General features: G+C 33.5%; 22 protein-coding genes. 6 read left to right on the forward strand and 16 right to left on the reverse strand.

Annotated features, from left to right (window positions below; all coding sequences use genetic code 11):
- Positions 1-346: 346 nt before the first annotated feature.
- Both BUC23_RS01025 and yihA read left to right on the forward strand, forming a co-directional pair.
- Positions 347-1,123 (forward strand): alpha/beta fold hydrolase, encoded by a 777-nt coding sequence (locus BUC23_RS01025; protein ID WP_073204004.1) that lies wholly within the window; start codon positions 347-349, stop codon positions 1,121-1,123.
- A 26-nt stretch (positions 1,124-1,149) separates the two neighbouring features.
- Positions 1,150-1,770, forward strand: a complete 621-nt coding sequence (gene yihA / locus BUC23_RS01030; protein ID WP_073204007.1) for a ribosome biogenesis GTP-binding protein YihA/YsxC — start codon at positions 1,150-1,152, stop codon at positions 1,768-1,770.
- 88 nt (positions 1,771-1,858) lie between these two features.
- Here yihA and gldC read toward each other — a convergent pair whose 3' ends face one another.
- Positions 1,859-2,194, reverse strand: coding sequence for a gliding motility protein GldC (gene gldC, locus BUC23_RS01035; protein ID WP_073204010.1), 336 nt, complete (start codon positions 2,192-2,194; stop codon positions 1,859-1,861).
- On the reverse strand, positions 2,194-3,150 hold the full coding sequence (gldB, locus tag BUC23_RS01040; protein ID WP_073204012.1) for a gliding motility lipoprotein GldB: 957 nt from the start codon (positions 3,148-3,150) through the stop codon (positions 2,194-2,196). Before gldB ends, gldC begins: the two co-directional genes overlap by 1 nt.
- A gap of 98 nt (positions 3,151-3,248) precedes the next feature.
- Here gldB and nadE point away from each other — a divergent pair, with 98 nt between their 5' ends.
- Together nadE and BUC23_RS01050 are read left to right on the forward strand one after the other, a co-directional pair.
- Positions 3,249-4,049 (forward strand): NAD(+) synthase, encoded by an 801-nt coding sequence (nadE, locus tag BUC23_RS01045; protein WP_073204015.1) that lies wholly within the window; start codon positions 3,249-3,251, stop codon positions 4,047-4,049.
- Positions 4,050-4,143: 94 nt separating this feature from the next.
- A complete protein-coding gene (locus tag BUC23_RS01050) occupies positions 4,144-4,773 on the forward strand; it encodes a response regulator transcription factor (RefSeq protein ID WP_073204018.1) in 630 nt (209 codons plus the stop codon).
- A gap of 1 nt (position 4,774) precedes the next feature.
- Here the strand turns inward: BUC23_RS01050 and dnaG are convergent, their stop codons facing one another.
- The 5 genes from dnaG to BUC23_RS01075 form a co-directional block, all read right to left on the reverse strand.
- Positions 4,775-6,751: a DNA primase gene (dnaG, locus tag BUC23_RS01055; protein WP_073204021.1), complete on the reverse strand. Its 1,977-nt coding sequence runs from the start codon at positions 6,749-6,751 to the stop codon at positions 4,775-4,777.
- Between the two features lie 113 nt (positions 6,752-6,864).
- On the reverse strand, positions 6,865-7,905 hold the full coding sequence (locus BUC23_RS01060) for a hypothetical protein (RefSeq protein ID WP_073204024.1): 1,041 nt from the start codon (positions 7,903-7,905) through the stop codon (positions 6,865-6,867).
- Between the two features lie 32 nt (positions 7,906-7,937).
- Positions 7,938-8,651 (reverse strand): hypothetical protein, encoded by a 714-nt coding sequence (locus BUC23_RS01065; protein WP_073204027.1) that lies wholly within the window; start codon positions 8,649-8,651, stop codon positions 7,938-7,940.
- Positions 8,638-9,198: an RNA polymerase sigma factor gene (locus BUC23_RS01070; RefSeq protein ID WP_073204030.1), complete on the reverse strand. Its 561-nt coding sequence runs from the start codon at positions 9,196-9,198 to the stop codon at positions 8,638-8,640. Before BUC23_RS01070 ends, BUC23_RS01065 begins: the two co-directional genes overlap by 14 nt.
- Positions 9,199-9,347: 149 nt before the next feature.
- The gene (locus tag BUC23_RS01075) at positions 9,348-10,325 is read right to left on the reverse strand and encodes a polyprenyl synthetase family protein (protein ID WP_073204033.1); all 978 of its coding nucleotides are present in this window, start codon (positions 10,323-10,325) and stop codon (positions 9,348-9,350) included.
- 241 nt (positions 10,326-10,566) lie between these two features.
- On the opposite strand from BUC23_RS01075, the gene BUC23_RS01080 reads away from it, so the two are divergent.
- A complete protein-coding gene (locus BUC23_RS01080) occupies positions 10,567-11,448 on the forward strand; it encodes a hypothetical protein (protein WP_073204037.1) in 882 nt (293 codons plus the stop codon).
- Positions 11,449-11,501: 53 nt separating this feature from the next.
- On the opposite strand, the gene rlmN is transcribed toward BUC23_RS01080, so the two are convergent.
- The gene (gene rlmN, locus BUC23_RS01085) at positions 11,502-12,545 is read right to left on the reverse strand and encodes a dual-specificity RNA methyltransferase RlmN (RefSeq protein ID WP_073204040.1); all 1,044 of its coding nucleotides are present in this window, start codon (positions 12,543-12,545) and stop codon (positions 11,502-11,504) included.
- Between the two features lie 80 nt (positions 12,546-12,625).
- Between rlmN and BUC23_RS01090 the strand changes: the two genes are divergently transcribed.
- Positions 12,626-13,267 (forward strand): O-methyltransferase, encoded by a 642-nt coding sequence (locus tag BUC23_RS01090; RefSeq protein WP_073204043.1) that lies wholly within the window; start codon positions 12,626-12,628, stop codon positions 13,265-13,267.
- A gap of 169 nt (positions 13,268-13,436) precedes the next feature.
- Here BUC23_RS01090 and BUC23_RS01095 read toward each other — a convergent pair whose 3' ends face one another.
- The 8 genes from BUC23_RS01095 to BUC23_RS01130 form a co-directional block, all read right to left on the reverse strand.
- Positions 13,437-14,006 carry a phosphatase PAP2 family protein gene (locus BUC23_RS01095; RefSeq protein WP_073204046.1) on the reverse strand — a complete coding sequence of 190 codons (570 nt, stop codon included), beginning with the start codon at positions 14,004-14,006 and terminating at the stop codon, positions 13,437-13,439.
- Positions 14,006-14,332 (reverse strand): Sec-independent protein translocase subunit TatA/TatB, encoded by a 327-nt coding sequence (locus BUC23_RS01100; protein ID WP_073204048.1) that lies wholly within the window; start codon positions 14,330-14,332, stop codon positions 14,006-14,008. The genes BUC23_RS01095 and BUC23_RS01100 overlap by 1 nt, the downstream gene beginning before the upstream one ends.
- A gap of 109 nt (positions 14,333-14,441) precedes the next feature.
- Positions 14,442-16,685: a M1 family metallopeptidase gene (locus tag BUC23_RS01105; protein ID WP_073204052.1), complete on the reverse strand. Its 2,244-nt coding sequence runs from the start codon at positions 16,683-16,685 to the stop codon at positions 14,442-14,444.
- A gap of 64 nt (positions 16,686-16,749) precedes the next feature.
- Entirely contained in the window at positions 16,750-17,253 is a 504-nt protein-coding gene (locus BUC23_RS01110; RefSeq protein ID WP_073204055.1) for a DUF6702 family protein, read from the reverse strand.
- 126 nt (positions 17,254-17,379) lie between these two features.
- Complete coding sequence (locus BUC23_RS01115) at positions 17,380-18,135, reverse strand: BamP family beta-barrel-assembly machinery protein (RefSeq protein WP_073204058.1); 756 nt, start codon at positions 18,133-18,135, stop codon at positions 17,380-17,382.
- Positions 18,125-18,853, reverse strand: coding sequence for a peptidase associated/transthyretin-like domain-containing protein (locus tag BUC23_RS01120; RefSeq protein ID WP_073204061.1), 729 nt, complete (start codon positions 18,851-18,853; stop codon positions 18,125-18,127). Before BUC23_RS01120 ends, BUC23_RS01115 begins: the two co-directional genes overlap by 11 nt.
- The gene (locus BUC23_RS01125; RefSeq protein WP_073204064.1) at positions 18,840-19,607 is read right to left on the reverse strand and encodes a carboxypeptidase-like regulatory domain-containing protein; all 768 of its coding nucleotides are present in this window, start codon (positions 19,605-19,607) and stop codon (positions 18,840-18,842) included. Before BUC23_RS01125 ends, BUC23_RS01120 begins: the two co-directional genes overlap by 14 nt.
- A complete protein-coding gene (locus tag BUC23_RS01130; protein ID WP_073204068.1) occupies positions 19,594-20,358 on the reverse strand; it encodes a hypothetical protein in 765 nt (254 codons plus the stop codon). Before BUC23_RS01130 ends, BUC23_RS01125 begins: the two co-directional genes overlap by 14 nt.
- Positions 20,359-20,379: the final 21 nt, after the last annotated feature.

Genomic DNA, 20,379 nt, shown 5'->3' on the forward strand with positions numbered 1-20,379 from the left:
AAAAATATAAAAAATATTACCACATTTTACCACTATATACCACTTTGTTAATAAGTTTAACCACTTTCGAATAAAAACCCTTAATTTTTGGACAATCAGAACGTTACGAGTGTTTTGTTTTATTTGTAAGAAAGATAACATCATTAAAAAATAACCCCTAAAAACACCATACAATTTCCATATTGCATACACTAAAAAAGAGCAAATAATTAACATTTTAGATCATAAACAAGTAAAATTTATCATAATTAACCTAAAGAATTAACTAATTAAAATTGTCGTAAAAATTTATTTTTATTTTTTAAATCCTATATTTGTCAAAATTGAAAATCCGGATTCTAAAAACATGGAAAAATACTATAAAAAAGAAGGTAGATACAGCTATTATGAAGCTGGAGAGGGAATCCCTATTGTCATTCTTCATGGCTTGATGGGAGGATTAAGTAATTTTGATGCTGTTGCCAGTTATTTTTCTAACAAAGGATACAAAATAATAATCCCTGATCTTCCAATATACACACAAAGCATTCTAAAAACTAATGTTAAGAGTTTTGCAAAATACGTTAAAGATTTTATTACGTTTAAAGGTTTAGAACGAGTAATTCTTTTAGGAAATTCGTTAGGAGGACACATTGCTTTATACCATACAAAAATGTATCCCGAGAAAGTGGCCGGACTTGTAATAACCGGAAGTTCTGGACTTTACGAAAGTGCCATGGGAGATAGTTACCCAAAAAGAGGGGACTACGAATACATTAAGAAAAAAGCAGAAGATGTATTTTATGATCCAAAAGTAGCGACTAAAGAACTTATTGATGAAGTTTATGCTTCTGTAAATGATAGAATAAAATTAATAAAAACATTGACGATTGCCAAAAGCGCCATTCGTCATAACATGGCAAAAGATTTACCAAAGATGCACGTGCAAACTTGCATCATTTGGGGTAAAAATGACAAAGTAACTCCTCCTGATGTTGCTATAGAATTTAATAAATTATTGCCAAATTCAACCTTATATTGGATTGACCACTGTGGACATGCCGCCATGATGGAACAACCGGAAGAATTTAATCGTTTGCTGGAAGAATGGTTATCAGTAACTCATTTACAAGTACACGCTTAAAAAAAGAATAATTAGATACGCAAATCATGAAAATTAATACTGCCGAATTTATTATTAGCAACTCTGATGTAGCAAAATGTCCCAAAGACTTTATGCCAGAATATGCTTTTATAGGCCGATCAAATGTAGGTAAGTCCTCATTGATCAATATGCTGACTAATCAAAAAAAATTAGCGAAAACGTCTGGAAGACCAGGGAAAACACAATTGATCAATCATTTTTTAATTAATAATAATTGGTTTCTTGTCGATTTACCGGGTTATGGTTATGCCAAAGTTTCTAAAAAGACAAAATCTATTTTTCAGGAATTCATTACTGATTATTTTGAAACAAGAGAACAATTAGTTTGTGCATTTGTTTTAATTGATATTCGTCACGAAGCCCAAACTATAGACATTGAATTTATGTCGTATATGGGAGAGAGCGAAATTCCGTTTTGCATCGTTTTCACCAAAGCTGATAAAATCAGTAAAGTAAAAATTGACTCTCACGTTGCAGCTTACAAAAAGAAAATGTTTGCTAATAACTGGGCTGAAATGCCACATTATTTTGTTACTTCGGCAACTGAATCTACTGGAAAAGAAGAATTATTAATCTATATTGATGAAGTAAATCAAGAAGTTTTCAAAAACAACAATCAGTTTTAGAAACTTTCTTCCTCACATTTTAAAACAAATAAATCCCAAAACTTAAACAAGAGTTTTGGGATTTATTTTTTAAGATAATGAATCTAATTTATTTCGTTAGCTCTAATTTTTCCGCAAAATAATCGCAAAAATCTTTCATTGTATCTGCCATTTTTTCATCATCTGTAGCGCGTTTAAAAGTTTCAGACATAGCCACTAAGGTCTGATGAAAGAAAATCTTCATTTCATCTACCGGCATATCCTTAGTCCATAAATCGATACGCATACTCTCCTTGGCCTTACTGTCCCAAATAGACAACATAATAGCTTTAGCTTCCTGAGCCTCAACTCCACCGTCTTTAGCGGACCACATTAGTTTTTCCGGAACACGGTTATCGTCTAATTCGATTAGAAATTTAATTTCTGATGTATTTTTATCTGACATTACTTTTTAGGTTTGTATTTTGATTTTTCGAATATTTCTTTTGCATCTGTTTTCAATAAATCTGCGATTGGCACATCATTATTTTTCATGTAAGAGCGTACCATTTGCCAACCAATCCAAGCACCAACACGTCCTGGCGAATCATTATCAATTTCTAAATAAAACTTAGAAAATGGAGCGGCATTGATAAAACGAGGCAGTAGTTTTTGATCATCGCTGTAAAGCATTTCTTTTTCTATGAAATAACGCCACATATAACTTTCATTTTCCTGACACCATTTAACCTGTTCCGCAGTATAACCCATTTTATCCGCATCACTATAATCAGGCAAAAGTAAGTCTTTTAAATATAATTGTTTTCCGAAATAGACCATTTGACTCAGTAAATTTTTTTCTGAAACAGGCGCAATCTTTCGAACAGAAAAACTGGAAACTAAATCGGGCATTATTTGTCCTTGTTCCAGATTTTGTTTTATATAATTTGGAAATTGATAAAATTTATGCTCCTTTCCTAAATACAACTCAAGAGAAATAATAACCAAACTATCCGCATAAATGGTTTTGCTATTATAATCCATTTCAGAGATTATTGTAATAACTTTAGGCGTTTTAGTTTTGGGGAAATAATATTTAATATGTTTAAAAAGCAAATTTAGATCCTCCTTTACAGGTTTAAAATCGGCATATTTTTTTTGAACTTCTCCGTATAACTCGCGCCATAAAGGATTTTGCATTTTATTAATCCATATACTATCCTCATTCCCTGCAGGAAAGAAATAAGGGAACTTTTTTTTAATTTTTCCTAAATCTTGAGCCGGAGTTTCAAAAAATATTTTGTCAAAACGCACTATTTCAACTTCTACAGGAATTTTATCAACTGCATTTTCTATAGTATGCTTTTTATCACATGACAAAAAAAAGAGACAAAAGACAATCAAAAACAGGTGTGTTTTCATATTTATTAATTAAGTTTGTAGCCAAAGTAATAGGGAAACGAATAAACTACGAATGATATTGCAAATATACATTCCTCCTTTTTAATACCTAAACTATTATGATTAAAAATACCACCATGCAAGTTGAAAAAACAAATACACATATTGTAGATTGGCTAAAGACCTATGCTGAAAACGCAAAAGTCAATGGTTTTGTCATAGGAATTTCAGGTGGAGTTGATTCAGCAGTAACCTCAACACTTTGCGCACAAACCGGATTACAAGTTTTATGTATTGAAATGCCTATACATCAGGCAGCCAGCCACGTAACCCGCGGGCGGGAACATATAGAACAATTAAAAAATAGATTCCCAAACGTAACCAGTATTGAAGCTGATTTAACATCCGTTTTTGAATCTTTCAAAAAAATTGTTCCAGACGATGTGGAAACAAATAAACTTCATTTATCCTTAGCTAATACTCGTGCCCGTTTACGAATGACCACTTTGTATTATTTTGCTGGTATTCATAAATTATTGGTTGTAGGGACCGGGAATAAAGTAGAGGATTTTGGTGTTGGATTTTTCACCAAGTATGGGGACGGCGGTGTCGATTTAAGTCCAATTGCCGCTTTAATGAAATCAGAAGTGTATCTTTTAGGCAGTTATTTAAAAATACCGGATTCAATCTTGAAAGCCTCTCCATCTGATGGATTATTTGGAGATGAAAGAACCGATGAAGAACAATTAGGCGCCAGTTACGACGAATTAGAATGGGCAATGATTCAGGATGAATCAGCGAAGTCTGCGAATGATTTTTCAGGACGTGAAAAAACTGTTTTCGAGATTTATAAGCGATTAAATACTATCAATCAACATAAAATGAAAGCAATTCCGGTTTGTTTAATACCAACAAACTAAAATATTAACATTTTTACATTGATTTTCAGTTATTTACAGAATTTATTTATTAAATTTACTATCCAAAATTTAAACAACACTAAAAATTAAAACTATGATTAAAGTATGCTTAGCAGACAACTATCCCGTAGTGCATTTTGGAGTAAAATCTTACTTTAAGGATCACGCAGAAATATCAATTGTTGCCAATGTGGGGAATTTTTTGATGGTTCGGGATATACTCCTTACCAAGGACATTGATGTATTAATATTAGACCTGGAATTGGAAGGTCTTTCGAGCATTTTTGAAGTTAAAAATGTGTTGAAAAACTTCCCAAAAACTAAAATTATTATTTTCAGTGGTCTTTCAGAACAAATTTATGCACCTAATGCTATAAAAGCTGGTGTTTCTGGATTTATTCACAAAAAAGAAAAACTAGAAACTTTAGGCATTTCGATTATTAAAGTCCATCAAGGAAAAATAATCATGAATGAAACAGTTAAGAAAAACTTGGCATTAATTGCAAAACAAAGCAAGAGCGAACGATTATATCGAAAGCTTTCTAATCGTGAAGTAGAAGTTTTACGCTATTTAAGTGATGGAAAAAAGAATCATGAGATTGCGGAAATTTTAAATCTTAACGAAAAAACAATTAGTACGTATAAATTACGTCTATTGACAAAATTAAATGTTACTAATTTAGTTGATTTAGTCAATAAAGCGAAAACATTAGAAATAGTTTAGTTTAGTAATACCTAGACATTACTCTTCCTAGTTTTTTTGAAAATGAATGAATTAATGTGTTGTAATCCATCGTCAAAGATAAAGGCTCTGTATTATCTGAATCCGGTTCAGATGATAGAGAGCTTTTTAGTTCGTCAATTATTTTCCCCACTAGATACCAACGCATAGTTAGAATCGTTTCAGATACATTTTGACTAATTGTCTCACTTTTAGACTTTGGAAAAATATTTTGTCCTTCCCAGTTGTGCAATACGACTCTTTCATCTTCCATCAAAATATCCGTAACTTCCTGTGCAAAATCAGGTTGCAAATGCATTAAATATTTTTCTAAACTAAAGTTTTCATTCTGATGGTAGAAATTTATCAGATCATTAAAAATAGCTCTAAACAAAGGATTAGCAAGCTCTACCTCATCTTCCTGCAGGCTCAAATAGATTCTCTGATATACTTTATAATCTTTTTTTTCAATAACATTTTCGATTTCCCCTTCCTCGTTTGTTCTCAAAAAAGCATCTTCAAACTCTTCTGTTTTATTTCCATATAACAAAAGAATCTCAATAATTTTACGTTCCAATCGATATAAAACATCTACTTTCTCTGCATCAATTGGATTTTCATTTTTGACAACTTCAAAAGCTTGTTGTTCCTGTTTTTGTTTTTTACCAACTTCAGAAACATCTTTTTGAACTAATTGCGCCAAGGTGCTTTGCAAAACCTGCTCCGAAATATCCATAATTCTCGAACATTCCTGAATGTAAATCTCTCGTTGAATTCTATCCGGAATCTTGGAAATACTCACTACCATATCCCTGATTAAATCCGCTTTTTTGATCGGATCATTCTTGGCTTCATTCATTAAAAGCGACGCTTTGAACTGAATAAAATCCTTGGCATTATTCTCGAGATATAAAACTAAATCATCATACGATGTTTTTTTAGCAAAACTGTCCGGATCTTCACCATCAGGAAAAGTACACACTTTTACATTCATCCCTTCCTCAAGAATCAAATCGATTCCACGGATAGAAGCTCGTAAACCTGCAGCATCACCATCAAAAAGCACCGTAATATTCTTTGTTAATCTATTTATCAATCGAATTTGATCCGGTGTCAGAGCAGTTCCCGAAGAACTAACGACATTCTCAATTCCGGATTGATTGAATTGAATCACATCCGTATATCCTTCTACCAAATAACAATTATTCAATTTCGCAATAGATTGTTTGGCTTGAAAAATACCATACAACACTTTGCTTTTATGGTAAATTTCACTTTCGGGAGAATTAAGGTATTTGGCTGCTTTTTTATCATTGGTAAGAATCCGACCTCCAAAACCTAGCACTCTTCCTGACATACTTTCTATAGGAAACATAACACGTCCTTTGAACCTGTCGAACGGCCTGTCATCTCTGGGAATTGTGAGACCTGTACTTTCCAGAAACTCTAATTTATACCCTTTGCCTAATGCTTCTTTCGTAAAAGCATCCCAGCTTTCAGGCGAATATCCTAAACTAAATTTCTTAATGGTGTCATTACTAAATCCTCTTTCTTTAAAATAAGAATACCCAATTGCTTTGCCTTCTTCCGAATTAAAAAGGGTGTTATGAAAATAGGTTTTTGCAAACTCAGAAACCAAATACATACTTTCCCGAACATCTGTAATGGCTTTCTCTTCATCGCTTTGCTCCGTTTCTTCTATTTCGATATTGTATTTTTTAGCTAAATATCGAATAGCTTCTGGATACGTAAAATGGGAGTGTTCCATTAAGAAAGCCACAGAATTTCCACCTTTTCCAGAACTGAAATCTTTCCAAATTCCCTTTGCCGGCGAAACCATGAACGATGGAGAACGCTCTTCAGAAAAAGGACTTAATCCCTTGAAGTTACTTCCTGCACGTTTTAAGTTTACGAAATCACCGATAACCTCCTCTACTCGAGCAGTTTCGAAAACAGTATCTATAGTGGCTTTTGAAATCAATTTAATTTTGGGTCAAAGTTATAAAGGTTCAAAGTTACAAAGTTTTTGAATATATAAACCCTTTCAAAGTTTGAAACTCTAAAAGGGTTCTTAAAAAACTAACCAAACAAATTTTAATTTAAATCAAAACGCAATCCTAAGGAAACATTGTTTTGTTTCACTGCATTATCTTTAAACAAAGGATTCAAGTCATATTTCAAGTACAAGCTTGTTTCTTTGTAACCAATATAAGTGCTCAAACCATAAATAAAATTAGTCGTATTGAAATCTCCTCTGGTTTTTTCTATAGCTTTTAGATTGTTATCATCGTATTTGAGAATTTGTTTTGATTTCAAATTGATTCCCGCATAACCCCCTATTCCCAAACGGAAACTATTATGCGTTCTAAAAAAAGGTTTTCCAGCGGAATCTCTTTTACCTGAAAAATCAAATTCTAAATGAACCGGCACCACTAAATATACATTTCTAAAACGGGAGTCTTTCAAATTTATCGCATTGACAACTAAATCAGTTTGATTGCCATTTACTGTAAAACTACGATTTTCTGTAGGACGTAAATTATTATACATTAGTGACAAACCATATTTAACGTGTAAAAAGTTGTCATTTTTTAAAATTCTACTGTTATAGCTAACACCCAATTCGTAGAAATGCGAACCTAGAAATCTATAATCCGAATCTTCTAACTTGCTATCCGTAATTAAATTATTTAACCCTGCGGCCAATACAAATTGAGAAGTTGTTCTTTTTTCGCTTTGAATACTATCCTTATCTTTGTCTCTATTTTTATTTTTTCGGAAGGTAAAACTGTATCGTTTTGTAGAATCTTGCTCCTTAATTTTTCCATCCACTTTCTCCTGCACTAAATTCTTCAGTTCCTCTTGAGCAACTGCAACTTTATTCTCAATAATTGTTGCTCTTGCCTGCGCCAATTGTTGTTTTTTGAAATCGGCTTGCTCTTTAGTAAGTGTTCCTTTTTCTAACTGAACATTAACTTCCTCGACTTCTATTTTCAAGGCGGCTTTTTCTTCTTTTGTAATGGTTTCAATTCTTGACGCAATAGTTTTTGCACGTTTTTCAAATGTTTGCTGCCCAAGCATTTTACTGGCTAAAAGACATAATAGTAGTGCTAAGTAAATCGTAAAATTTCTCATAGTGTTTTGATTTTAAAGATGATTGATGATTTTTATTCTAAGTTGCGATTGGCTAAAGCTACTTTTACTGTTTGGTAATTCTTACCTACCTTATTGATTACTTTCTCTCGAAAGGAAAGCTCTAGTTCTCCATCTACCTGCGAGAGTAAATTACTGGCATTTACATGTACAACTGGTTTTGGGTTCAAATGATTTTCCTTTTTCGAAGAATTTTCAACAGCTGCCAGTAGTTCGTCAACTGAATCAGTGTTCATTTGTTGTTTGATTGATTTTTGTTCTGTTTTTTGATTATTGATTGAAACTTCTACTACTTGATTTAGATCTGAATTATTTTTAGGGAGTATGTCTGTTGATTTTTCTGATTTTTTTTCGGCTTTAGCCAAATTATTTTGTTCAACTACATCTTCCGTATCCTCCACCTGAGGATCAGGAGTTAGAGTATTTAAAGGCGTCTTACTATTATTTTTTATCCCCGAATTCTGGATCACAACTTCATTGTTTTGTTTTCCAATTTCATTTTTATTTTGACTGAAATAAACTGTCCCAACTAATAAAAACCCTAAAATACTTGCAGCAATATACATCCATCGAAACTTCACTTTTGGTTTTTGCTTCGCCTGTTCGATATTGCTCGGGTCAGCAGCCGTAAGCATTGCATCGAGTCTGTCCCAAGCCATTTCTGATGGCATAATCTCCCGAGAATTCAATTGCTCTTTAATCTGAGTTTCTATTTTATTCGGTTCCATACTCGTAATTTTTTAAGGTATTAATCTGTCCTTGCAGCATTTTCCTGGCATGTGATAATTGCGATTTTGATGTTCCTTCCTTAATCCCTAACATACTGGCAATTTCATGATGTTTAAATCCTTCAATAGCATATAAATTGAAAACCATTTTATACCCATCCGGCAAACTATCAATCAAAAATTGGATATCGTCTATTGAAAATTGGCTTTCAGTATTATTGAAACTTTCTTCAAAATAAGTTTCATCTTCAACGTATTTCAGCTTTTTCTCAACTCGGATAAAAGAAATACATTCGTTCACCATAATTCTTCTAATCCAACCTTCAAAACTTCCTTTGTGTTGAAAATTTTTCAAGTTGGTAAACACTTTCATAAAAGCAGTAATCATGATATCTTCGGCCTGATGAATATCTTTTACGTACTGGCGGCAAACGCTTAACATTTTTGGAGAAAACTGGGTATAAATCTTCTGTTGCGCCTGCCGATTACTTCCGACAGCTAACCGGATCAATTCATTTTCCTCCTGATGTAAGTTGATTACTTTCAAAATATTTATAAAGTGTTTCTATTAGCATAGACGATTAACATTGCAAAAAGGTTGCATCGCAATTTAAAAAAAATGAAGTTTTATCGTTCGAAAACCAAAAAAGCCTGAAAAACCAATGGTTAATGAAGGAAAAATATTTTAAAAAAAAATTATTTTTTTCTTTCAATAACATAGTTAACCATTAAAATCAATGCGTCTTTAAACTCAGAATGTGGATAATTATTTAAAAGTAAAAGTGCCTCTTGCTGGAATTCTACCATTTTTTGTTCGGCATAAAGCAAACCATTATTGTCTTTTACAAAAGCAATAACCTCTTTCACGCGTTTTTTATCTTTATTGTGGTTTTTAATGGAGTTAATTAACCAGCTTTTTTCTTTGGAAGTACACGTATTCAAAACATGAATAAGCGGCAAAGTCATCTTTTGTTCCTTGATGTCAATTCCGGTTGGTTTTCCAATGGCTTCATCCGTATAGTCGAATAAATCATCTTTTATCTGAAAAGCCATACCAATCAGTTCACCAAATTTGCGCATGTTCTCTACCTGGACTTCATCTTCAATAACGGATTTTGCACCAAGAGCACAACAGGCAGCAATAAGTGTAGCTGTCTTTTTTCGAATGATTTCATAGTAGATATCTTCTGTGATGTCAAGTCTTCGGGCTTTTTCTATTTGGAGCAATTCACCTTCGCTCATTTCGCGAACTGCAACAGAAATAATTCGTAGCAAATCGAAATCCCCATTGTCAATGGAAAGCAACAAGCCTTTAGACAACAAATAATCCCCTACAAGGACGGCAATTTTATTTTTCCAAAGTGCGTTGATAGAGAAAAAACCTCTTCGACGATTGCTATCATCAACTACATCATCATGAACTAAAGTAGCGGTATGAATAAGTTCAATAACGCACGCTCCGCGATAGGTTCTTTCGTTTACACTTCCTTCGGAAACCATTTTGGCCGTCAGAAAAACAAACATTGGACGCATTTGCTTCCCTTTTCTATTAACGATATAGTACGTGATTCTGTTGAGTAAAGCCACTTGTGAAGTCATCGATTCGTAGAACTTTTTTTCAAAAAGTTCCATTTCATCAAATATGGGCTGCTTTATTTTAGAGGTGACATTCATTTAGAATTCAAATATACTATTTTTAATAAAAAAGTCACCTATTTATATTAAGTATGTGTTTTATTGTACAATTCAGGCATTATAATTCATTCTGACTGTCGTGCAAAATTTTAAATTCGTCAATTTCAATTTAAAAAAATTAATCGTAAGTAAATTTTTTATACATTTAGTGCTTAATTGAGCCCCAATTAAACCTTTTATGCTTTTGCTAATCAAAGCCTTAACCTAAAAACCATTTATTATGAAAAAGAAAATTTTATTATTTGGAATGCTTTTGAGTATTGCCACTTTTACAAGTTGTTCTTCAGACTCAAATTCAACTACAGCAGACACAGCTGTTACAAGCAATGATGTTGCCGCCAATCAAAGTATGGATAATTCAATCGATGATATCTCGCTTATTGCTGACAATCAGTATGAATTAACCGAAGGCTCTACAACAGGTAAAATAGTAGGGAATTATTATTCGATTCTACCAACCTGTGCAACAATTAGTGATTTAGGCTCAACGGCTACTGTTAGACTTATAACTATTACTTTCGGGACCACAACTAATGCTTGTTTGTTTAGAGGACACTCCGTAAAAGGTCAAATCATTTTGACTCGTACCATTGGAACCTCTTTTCCTAAAATAATGACTGTTACTTTTAACAATCTCTATATAAACGATAATAAACTGGATGGAATGTCGACCTGGAAAAGAGAAATGATTGGTGACGGAGTTACTTTACACCCTAAGACTACATTTACAATGACAGCTATGACGTTGACTACAAAATCCGGAGTTTATACTCGTAATGGCGATCGAGTAAGAGAAATGACTGCAGGATTCTCGACCCGTTTAAGCCCAACAGATGATATATATTCAACTTACGGTACATTTACTACCACACATCCAAATGGATCTGTTTTTACGTCTTTAATTGAAGCATCAACTCCTTTAATCAATAAAACTGCTTGTAATTTACTGCAGGTTCCTATGCCTTTTCCAGTATCCGGCAAATTGAAAATTACAAAAAATTCGCATACTGCAACAATTGATTACGGAAACGGTGATTGCGATAATTTAGCCATGCTATCTATTGATGGCGCAGCTGCAACTCCAATTGTCCTGGGTAATTAATTTATAGAAAGATAAAAACCAAAAATGGAGTTCAATTATGAACTCCATTTTTTTTATGCTTCTTTATTTGCTAGTTGCCCGCAGGCAGCATCAATATCTTTACCTCGGCTTCGGCGCACCTTTACAACAATACCGCTAGTTTCGAGTGCTTTTATATACGCATTAATCGATTCTTCTGAGGCTTGCTGAAATTCGCCATCATCAATGGGGTTGTATTCTATAAGGTTGACTTTACAAGGAACATATTTACAAAATTTCACTAATGCATCAATAGACTCTTTGTTATCATTGATATCTTTCCAAACCACATATTCGTAGGAGATTTTGCTTTTTGTTTTTCTGTACCAATATTCTAATGATTCGCGTAAATCTGCCAAAGGAAAATTTTCACTGAAAGGCATGATTCGGGAACGAATTTCATCTATTGCAGAATGCAGCGAAACAGCCAGTTTAAATTTAACGTCATCATCTGCCAGTTTTTTTATCATTTTTGGCACTCCCGAAGTCGAAACCATAATACGTTTTGGCGACATCCCTAAACCTTCCGGAGAAGTAATCATTTCAATCGCTTTTAAAACGTTGTTGTAATTCATAAGCGGTTCTCCCATTCCCATAAAAACAATATTTGAAAGCGGATGGTTGTAATACAAACGACTTTCTTTATCAATGGCAATTACCTGATCGTAAATTTCAGCTGGTTCCAGATTACGCATTCTCTTTAATCGTGCTGTGGCACAAAAGTTACAATCTAAACTACAACCTACCTGACTGGATACACAGGCAGTTGTTCGAGTATTCGTAGGAATTAAAACCGATTCTACCACTAATCCATCATGCAAACGAACCGCATTTTTGACGGTTCCATCTTCACTTCGCTGCATGGTATCAACTTTAATATGATTGATTACAAAGTTTGCTTCAAGCATAGAACGTGTTTCCTTTGAAACATTGGTCATATCATCAAAACTGTGTGCGCCTTTGCTCCACAACCATTCATAAACTTGATTCCCACGAAAGGATTTGTCGTTATTTGCCACAAAAAACTCACGTAATTGTTCTTTTGATAAGGCTCTTATGTCTTTTTTCTCGATTTGCATGGTGCAAAGTTAGTAAGTATTTTGAGGTTTTCGTTATTTGTGAATTTGGTTATTTGTAATTTTGTGAAAAATTTAAAAAAATGCATTTTATTTCCCAAGAATTAGAAGACTATATCGAGCAACATTCTGAAAAAGAACCTGCATTATTAGCAGCACTCAATAAAGAAACCTATCAGAAGATTTTGTTGCCTCGCATGTTAAGCGGGCATTTTCAGGGACGCGTTTTAAGTATGTTGAGTAAACTGATTCGGCCAATGAACATTCTCGAAATTGGGACTTATACAGGATATTCCGCATTATGTTTATGCGAAGGCATGCAGGAAGGCGGTCAACTTCATACGATTGACATCAAAGAAGAATTGGTTGATTTTCAACGAAAACATTTTGATAAGTCTCCTTGGGGTAAACAGATTGTGCAACATCTTAGTGAAGCAGTTGAGATCATACCAACTCTTGAGTTAAAATTTGATTTGGTTTTTATCGATGCTGATAAAGAAAATTACCTCAACTATTTTGAATTGATACTTCCTAAAATGAACAAAGGCGGCATTATTTTATCCGATAATGTATTGTGGAGCGGTAAGGTTTTAGAACCCTTACAACCAAATGATTTGAGTACAAAAATTATTATGGAATACAATGAGTTATTGAAAAACGATCCTAGAGTAGAAACCGTTTTATTACCTATTCGTGATGGATTGACGGTGAGTCGTGTGCTTTAGATTTCAGGTAGGCTTTTAGAAATTAAAAAGACATTTTAACAACCAATGCCCTAGCCCTGATGGAAGCGGTATCCTTATCTAGTCCAGAACTTGTTTCAGGATCTTGAAACAAGTTCTGGACTAGATAAAATATAGCAAACAGCAGGAAAAAGCTCCTAAAAACACTATATTATTTGGCGTCGGAAAAATATTTTTGCTGTACCAGCCCGTAGATAATGAACATCATAAAGCCGAAAATAAATCCGAAAAAATATCCTGTAACAATGTCGATTGGGTAGTGTAATCCCAGATATATCCTGCTGTAAGCAAATATTAACGGCCATAAGAAAAGAAAACCAAAATATTTAATTTTGCTCTTGAAATTAAAATATAGAAAGGTAGCTACAGCCATCGTGTTTGCTGCATGACCGGAGAAAAAACTAAACGAATAGCTCTTTTTTACTACTCTAATAAAAGTGTTGAGTGCGGGATCGTTACAGGGCCTCAATCGCTGAAATCCGTTTTTAAATAAATTGGTCGTTTGGTCCGTAATGGTTATTAAAACAGCTATAAACAAAAGTAAAATTAAGGCTTGCTTTGCTCCTAATTTTTTAAAAATTAAATAGGCCAATAGCAAAAAGAGTGGCAACCAATTGAGTTGATTGGTAATTATTAACCAAAGAGGATCATAGGTTTCAGAACCTAAGCCATTCAAATAAATAAATAATTGAGTATCAAGGGAAAGTAATTTTTCCAGCATTACATTTGGCGTTTAATAGGACCTGCAACGTCATCAATTATTTCCTTAGCTTTATCAACATGCGTGGCAGTTTCTCCCAGAAGATTATCCTTCGCCTTATTAATTTCTGATGAAATATTTCCTGTCATGTCCGTCAATGATTTCGCATCAAAGCCATTAGCCTCAGCTCCTTTTTGGATTTCACTTTTAATATCGTTGGTCGCATTTTTAATCTGTGCCATTGCTTTACCCATCGTACGCGCTATTTCTGGAACCTTATCAGACCCAAAAAGCATAAGTACAATAAACATGATAAAAATTAATTCGCCTCCACCTATGCCAAACATATTTCCTATTTTTTAGTGCTACAAAGATATCATTTTTTGAAACTTTGTGTTTTAAATTTTTCATAAAAAAAAGACTCGAAATTGAGTCTTTTTTTATTTTTATTTTTCCTTAATCAAATTTAGTTTTTGTTTCAACTTTTGGCCAAGTGTTATTGGTCACATCAATATCTGCAGTTTCTAATTTTGGGTCAATCTGAATCTTTTTTATTGCTTTTTCAGTAGCATATACTTTTTTGGCTGTATCATTATTCTTTCTCCAGATTTGTGCCGGATATTTGAAAACTTCTTTCGTATCATCCTCGTAAGTCATTTCAACAATAATAGGCATTAGCATTCCGCCTGGTTTATTGAATTCTACTTCGTAAAAAAACTTAGGCGCTTTTAGATTCGCTTTTTCTTCATCTGAAAATTTTTGATTTACATATTCCGAAAGTAATTTTACTTCTTCTATTTTCAATGCTTTCTTAGATGTTTGGCTTAACTCTGTACTTTTATCTGAAACTAAATATACAAATGGTCCTTTATCCAAACCAAAACGTCCTTTTCTCACCTTGACATCTTTCAATTCTGCAGTCGGCGTTTCGGTCACATAATATTGTTTTACTTCATTTATACCAATATCAACAAAATCAGTGGAGTAAAACCAGCCTCTAAAAAACCAGTCTAAATCTACTGCCGAAGCATCTTCCATGGTTCTAAAAAAGTCTTCTGGTGTTGGGTGTTTGAATTTCCATCTGTTTGCATAGACCTTAAAGGCATGGTCAAATAATTCTCTTCCCATAATGGTTTCTCTAAGAATATTTAAACCCGCAGCTGGTTTCCCATAAGCATTATTTCCAAACTGAATAATACTCTCCGAGTTTGACATAATAGGCTCCAATAATTTTTGATCTCCGCTCATGTAAGGAACAATTTTACTAGGAATTCCACGATTAGAAGGGAAATTAGTTCCTAGTTCTTGTTCTGCCATGTATTGCATAAATGAGTTTAATCCTTCGTCCATCCAAGTCCATTGACGCTCATCAGAATTGACAATCATTGGAAAAAAGTTATGCCCTACTTCATGTATTACCACTCCAATCATTCCGTTTTTTGTACGCTCACTTGTAACGCCTTTTTCGTCAGGACGTCCATAATTCCAACAAATCATAGGATATTCCATTCCTTGGTCTTCCGCTGAAACGGAAACTGCTTTTGGATAAGGATAATCGAAAGTGTGGGATGAATAACTTTTTAAGGTATGAGCAACTGTTCTGGTTGAAGTTTCTCCCCAAAGCGGATTCGCTTCTTTAGGATAAACAGATTCAGCCATTACAACTTTATTACTCAACTGCACTGCCATTGCATCATAGATAAACTTTCTAGATGTGGCAATACCAAAATCTCTTACGTTTTTAGCACTAAATTTCCATGTTTTTTTCTTGTCCGAAAACCCTTTTTCAGCAGCCTCCGCCTCCGCTTGAGTCACAATGACAACTGGTTTGTCAAATGATTTTTGAGCCAACTCATATCTTTTAACTTGTGCTGGCGTAAACACTTCGCTTCTATTCATCAATTCTCCTGTTGCATCCATAACGTGATCAGCAGGAACAGTAACATTTACATCAAAATTTCCAAAAGGCAAAGCAAATTCTCCACCTCCCCAAAATTGCATGTTTTGCCATCCTTCAACATCATTATAAACTGCCATTCTAGGGTAAAACTGTGCAATTACATACAATTTATTTCCTTCTTTTTCGAATGGCTCGTAACCAGAACGACCTCCGTCTTGGATGTAATTATTAATATTGTACCACCATTTAGTAGAAAATATAAATTTTTCACCCGGCTTCAAAGGAGTAGCTAAATTAATACGCATCATCGTTTGATTTATGACATAAGACAAAGGATTTCCTTTCGCATCTTTTACATATTCAATTTTAAACCCACGATCTGTTCCTTGTTTCAAATACTCGTTTGAAAATTTTTCAGCAGGCAAAACCTGTTCAATTTTTTCACTTTCTGCCAATGGAGATTGCGAATTTTTAGCTGCTTGGTTTTGGTCTAATTGCACCCATAAATACTCTAAACTATCCGGGGAATTGTTGTAGTAAGTAACGGTCTCAGAACCACTTAATTTAGCATTTTTATCATCCAGCTCCACATCTATTTTATAATCTGCTTGTTGCTGATAATAGGCTGGTCCCGGAGCTCCAGATGCTGTACGAAACATATTTGGCGTAGCCAATAAATCATACATCTGGCTAAACTTGCTTGTGTCGTACTTTCCTGATTGTTTTGGGGTTACAGTAGTAGCTTTTTCTTGGGCTAATAAAATCGCCGGAAGAAAAAATAATAAGGATAATTTTTTCATATGGTAAACAGTGGTTATTTCAGTTTGTGAAAATAACAATTTTTAACAAAACACACTCTATATATTAATATTTTAACATTCCATTCCTTGAAGAATCGGTAAAGAGTATGCTGTTTTTTGTACTTAGTACCGTAATATGTGTAATGTTTTGCTGCTCTGAGTTCCAATCTATCAAAATTGAATTAGAAATTTCAAGGGAATTAATTTTGGGTATCCCTTTAATATTCGAATAGCATACCAAAACATCCCCATCTAATTCTTTACTCAAAAAAGTCATTGGTTTAGATTGGCCATTTACTTTAATGGAAAAATTTTCTGCGAGATATTTTTTCAGCAACACTATTTCTTCAGCCGTTTCTTTATCAGTTCCTAAATTCAGTTTCTTGTTGTACTTTTTCTGCAAAGCAAGATTCAAATCATCTGCAAAAATTCGAGAAGTTATTTGCAACATTTTCTTTTCTGGAGCATAATTTACCTGATAGATTGCCATATAAAATTTATGAACACCAAAGGCTGATGTGGTCAAAATCAAAAGTCCGAAAAAGATATATAAGATTGTTTTTTTCATTTGGCAAAAGTAGTAATTCTTTTAAACTCTTGGTTTTTTAGGTTTGTTTTTAATGAAGTAAACAACAATCGTACCAGCAATCTTTCTAAAGTTCATTCCGTTTTCAATTCCTAAAACTGGGTAATTTCATTTTTTAATAACAGTAATTTTTTTATATTCCTTGTTTTTAGTAACAAGAAAGTCAATTAATTGGAATTCATTCTCGGGCTTAAGAAGCGTTTTTGATTTAGGATCATTCTCGCAAAAAATTAGAAAAAGTCTAATTTCATCATCATTCAGCTGTAATGTATTCGCAAAAAAATCATATCCTACCCTTTTCAGAGCTACTTCGGTAAAGCTTTTATTTTGTGTGAAATCTACTATCTCTGGATTGTTTTTTCTTAATGTTTTAAAAACATCTTTATAAATTCGGACAAAGTTCATCCCGTTATCAATAGTTCCATTCGGCGGCATTGTTCTATTCCTTGGAGAAGACTTATCGTCGTCAAAATATTGCTTATCAACAATTGCCTGTGTATTTCCCAAATTTGGCTTTAGTGCCTTTTTTACGGGAACAATCACTTCGGTCAGCTGATTTGTAAATGCCTCCATTTTTACTCGTAATAAAGGAGTCGAAAGTTGTTTTTCAGTCAGTACAATTTTTCTGGATTTGAATGCTAAGCTTGAAAAAACCAAGGTGTCATTCACTTTTGCCAGAATACTAAAAAACCCTTTTGGTCCTATGAGCATTCCCGTTTTAGAATTCACATTAAAAACAATCACATTTTCTAACCTAATAGAATCGTTTACGACCTGACCGTGCAACGTTTTTCTTGTCAATCCCTGACTCAAACAAAATTGACAAAATAAACACAAAACAAGGATTGTTATTTTATTTTTCATTTTCAATGGTTTTATTATAATTTTCAGCTAGACTGACAATCAAAAACATCGTTAACGTTTTGTTCTTTGTACTCAATGCATCCGCAAATGAGGCATCTTCAATACAATAATATTGAAATCCCCGTATATAGTCACTCGGAATTTTCAGGGTTTCAGTGTAATATTTATTTTCAAAAAGAACTTCAAGTCTGGATAACGAATTTTCTTTTTTCTCTACAACAATTTCTTTTTTAAGCATTGCTTTACGTCCAGAAATTGTGTTTAACAAACCGTCAATACCACCGCCAGAAGTTGCGGTATATAATTTCCTTTCTGCAGGGGTGTATTTTTTTTGTCCATAAGGGATAATTCCCAGGTTTTCAGCCGTTATTTTTGAGCTCTCATTGACGATGATTTCTTTTAGAGGAATGCTTTGGGTTGTCATTTGAATTTGAATCCCATTTGACAAAAAATCTCCCTTAGTGACTTTCTTACGTAAAGTTACGAGATTTACAGCCGAAAATACTAAAATATCACCTTCTTTTACAAATACCGAAAAGAAACCATCTCTGTCTGAAACAGTTCCTCTTTGATTCGTTGAATTCAATACATTTATCCCTTCAACAGCAACAGCTTCAACGGTGATTTTACCTCGAATTTCTTTTCCGGTATTATTTTGTCCAAAAGTAAATTGACTGAGAAAAAAGAAAACAATCAGTAGTGTATTATTTATTCTCACTGGCTATAATTTCGTTATACTTAACAGCTAATTCCCCTATCAAAAAAGAGGACATTGTTTTGTTATTAGATTTTAAAATGGCGGTAAATCGTTCATTATCCACTGCGAAATATTTGAACCCGTTTACATAATCAGCAGGAATTCCTAGCTTGACTGTCAAATATTCTTCATTGTATAATTCAGAAATCAATTTGATATATTCTTCTTTTTTTTCCAAAACAACCAGTTTCTTAAGGCGTTTCGTTCGTCCGTTAATCTTGTTTATCAGAGGATCAAGTGGCATTGATCCGCCTAATATACTCAACAGCATGATAGGTTTGAAATCTCCTGCGGTTTGTAAGCGTCTTTCCGCTGCTGTATATTTCTTTTGACCATACGGAATAATCCCTAAGTTCTCAGCAGTAATTTTTGAATTTTCATTGACGACAACTTCTTCAAGTGCAATACTTTTTGAACTCATTTGAATTTTAATTGCACCCAAAATTAAATCTTGCTTGTTTATTCTTCGATATAAGGTAGTAAGATTTACAGCCGAAAACACTAAAATATCACCTTCTTTTACAAATACCGAAAAGAAACCATCTCTATCAGAAACAGTTCCTCTTTGATTCGTTGAATTCAATACATTTATCCCTTCAACAGCAACAGCTTCAACGGTGATTTTACCTCGAATTTCTTTTCCGGTATTATTTTGTCCAAAAGTAAATTGACTGAGAAAAAAGAAAACAAACAGTAGTGTATTATTTATTTTCACTGGCTATAATTTCGTTATACTTAGTGGCTAATTCTCCAATCAAAAAAGAGGTCATTGCATTATTATTAGATTTTAAAATAGTCGTGAATCTATCATTTTCCACAACATAATATTGAAATCCTTTTACATACTCAGAAGGTATTCTTAATTTTTTTACAAAATAATCCAAATCGAATAAATCATCAAGCTTTTTCAAGTATGATTCTTTCTTCTCTACTTCTATTTCTTTTTTAAGCATCTTAGTTCTTCCGGAAAGAAAATTCAATAGCGGATCCGCAGAAATAGAACCGCCTGCCATCCCGCTTACACTCGCCGACGAATTGAGGTCAGTAGCGGAATATAATTTGCGTTCCGCAGCAGTATACTTTTTTTGATTGCTGGGAACAATTCCCAAAGATTCTGCATTGATATTTGTGTATCTTTTAACGATCACTTCTTTCAATTGATTTACAATAGGATTCATTTTAACAGAAAATAAATCTTGTTGAAAATATTCCGAAGTGACGCCAACTCTTATCGTTTTAAATTGGGGCGCTGAAAACATTAACGTGTCTCCAATTGTTGCAATTATAGAAAACTCCCCTTCTTTATTTGTAATTACAGCCTTTTCGGTTTTTAAATTAATGACATAAATCCCTTCAAGATTAGACAAACCTGCAATAACTTTTCCATGCAAGTTTTCAAGAATTGGCTGTTGTGCTAATGCTTTTGTCGCCATCAAAATAAAAAAAACGCATACCGCTCTAGTCATTAGGTTAAAGTGAAATTTGAA

This window comes from Flavobacterium xinjiangense (assembly GCF_900142885.1).
Classification (GTDB): Bacteria; Bacteroidota; Bacteroidia; order Flavobacteriales; family Flavobacteriaceae; genus Flavobacterium; species Flavobacterium xinjiangense.